The sequence below is a fragment of the Sulfurovum sp. genome (assembly GCF_041551015.1).
Lineage (GTDB): Bacteria > Campylobacterota > Campylobacteria > Campylobacterales > Sulfurovaceae > Sulfurovum.
The window spans coordinates 1-2,188 of sequence record NZ_JBFENQ010000203.1; the positions used below are offsets into that span (position 1 = coordinate 1).

The 2,188-nt window shown below is 37.2% G+C and carries 2 protein-coding genes and 1 tRNA gene; 1 reads left to right on the forward strand and 2 read right to left on the reverse strand.

The genetic code is table 11. The annotated features are described in order from the left end of the window. Positions 1-118: 118 nt before the first annotated feature. Together ABZC96_RS09785 and ABZC96_RS09790 are read right to left on the reverse strand one after the other, a co-directional pair. Positions 119-195 (reverse strand) — tRNA-Met (locus ABZC96_RS09785). Between the two features lie 9 nt (positions 196-204). After that, positions 205-1,341: an FtsW/RodA/SpoVE family cell cycle protein gene (locus ABZC96_RS09790; RefSeq protein WP_373030808.1), complete on the reverse strand. Its 1,137-nt coding sequence runs from the start codon at positions 1,339-1,341 to the stop codon at positions 205-207. A gap of 52 nt (positions 1,342-1,393) precedes the next feature. On the opposite strand from ABZC96_RS09790, the gene pgeF reads away from it, so the two are divergent. Continuing rightward, positions 1,394-2,179, forward strand: a complete 786-nt coding sequence (gene pgeF / locus ABZC96_RS09795) for a peptidoglycan editing factor PgeF (RefSeq protein WP_373030810.1) — start codon at positions 1,394-1,396, stop codon at positions 2,177-2,179. The last annotated feature ends 9 nt before the right edge of the window (positions 2,180-2,188 follow it).

Genomic DNA, 2,188 nt, shown 5'->3' on the forward strand with positions numbered 1-2,188 from the left:
ATGCCGGAAATTTCAAAAAACTCAGAGGGCTTTTCTCTATAGTATTTCGACCTAATGAAAAATTTGGCAGAGTTAAAAATTTGGATAGTCTGAAAGTACGTGTTTTAGGGGATTAAAGTGGTGGGTCGGGGGAGACTCGAACTCCCGACCACTCGGTTATGAGCCGAGTGCTCTAACCAACTGAGCTACCGACCCGTAAAGGTGCTATGGTTGGTCTTTCGAAATCATGACGATTTTCGAGTCAGAATTATATCTACTGTAGTCTTTAAATGCAATTAAATTTTGTAAAATTCCAAAAATTACAGCAAATATAATAAATGAGGTCCCTCCATGGCTAAACATAGGCAATGGAAGCCCTACTACAGGGGCCAGACCTATGACCATATAGATGTTGACACCCATATAAACAAAGAGTAAAAAAGCCAATCCGGAGGCAAAAGCTTTGATCAGGTAATCGCTTGCATATTTGGCAGAGATATAGAGTAGGTTAAAGATCAAAAACATATAGAGTATGATAACAGTGATCATTCCTTTAAAACCAAATCGTTCACCTAAATATGCGAAAATAAAGTCTGTAGAAGAGACAGGCAAAAACTTGAGTTGTGTCTGTGTCGCATCTTCTTTACTTTTACCTTCAAGTCCACCTGAACCTATGGCTATCAGTGCTTGTCTAACATGGTAACTGGGTTTCCCTATAAAATCAGTGACACGCTTTTTCTGATACGGTTTTAATTGTCCGTAAAGCAGCGGTGCTGTAAGCCCAAGTATGATGACAATTGCAGCCCATATCTTCCAATTTATTCCTACGACAAATAAAATACCATATCCTGTGATAAGCAATACAAGTGCTGTACCCAAGTCCGGTTCTTTGGCTATAAGTAAAAAAGGAATGACTATCACTATAGAAAGTTTAATAAAATTAAAAATGCCATACCCTTTTTCTCCTGGAGGATTTCTACCTATAAGGTATCCAAGCATCATAATAACACTGACTTTAATAAACTCTGAAGGCTGAATGGTGATACCAATCCCTGGGATCTCTATCCATCTTTGTGCACCAAGAATGGTTTTTCCTACAAATTCAACTGCGATGAGTAAACCTAGGTTTCCCACATAAAAAATAGGCACAAACCACCAAATGATCTGCCTCCAGGGAATAAAGGCAGAAACAAAAAATGCAATGGCCGCAATGAAGTAATAGACCATCTGTTTTGTAAATAAATGGGGATTTATCTCATTGATCAGATAGGATGAAATCACAAAAAGAGGAAGTACCTGTAACATAAGAATGTAGGAAAAATGTTTAAAGATACGTTTGTCAAAGTCAAACCAAGATTCCATCCAACATCCTATTTTTTAGGGTATTATATCAAAAAGGATATAAGGGAGTATCATGCTAGATTTTTTCACCTTCAAACATTTTAAAAGATCCCCTTCCCTGCTGCATGCCGTGACAACAAAATCAAATGATCTTCCTTATGAATTTAGTCTTGCTTTACATACAGGTGAAGATACTGAAAATATCGTAGCTAATAGAAATAAACTCTCCAATTTACTTAACAGTAGTGAACAGCTACATTACATCGTTGCCAATCAAACCCACAGTGACAATATAAAGATCATTACCAACAAAGAGACAAAAGGTTGGGAGAGTCTTGAAAATGCTGTTGAAGATTGTGATGCACTCATCACAGATGTTAAAGGTGTCGTACTGAACATACTTACTGCAGACTGTGTACCCATACTCCTCTATGACAAACAAAAAGAAGTTGTAGCTGCTGTGCATGCTGGCTGGAAAGGTACGAAAGCAAAGATAGTATCAAAAACTGTAAAAAAGATGACAGAAGTCTATGGTTGTGATCCAAAAGAGATCATGGCAGGTGTCGCACCATCCATAGGACGTTGTTGTTATGAAGTAGATGCAGATGTCGCTAAACATTTTTTTGATATACCTGAAGGATTTACTCCAGTAGGTGAAAAATATATGTTAGACTTACCCTTCATCAACAAAGAACAGCTCTTACATGCAGGTATAAAAGAAAAAAACATTGAAATGAGCCATACGTGTACTGCCTGTGAAGTAGAACGATTTTTCTCTTATAGAAAAGAGCAAGGATGCTCAGGCAGATTTATGAGTATGATAGGCATAAAAAACAAAAAGGAAGATGATGAAAATTAGAGTCTATTA

Excerpts from the sequence above, each read along its gene's own strand:
- ABZC96_RS09790 (WP_373030808.1), bottom strand. The coding sequence starts at position 1,341 with ATGGAATCTTGGTTTGACTTTGACAAACGTATCTTTAAACATTTTTCC.
- pgeF (WP_373030810.1), top strand. The coding sequence starts at position 1,394 with ATGCTAGATTTTTTCACCTTCAAACATTTTAAAAGATCCCCTTCCCTG.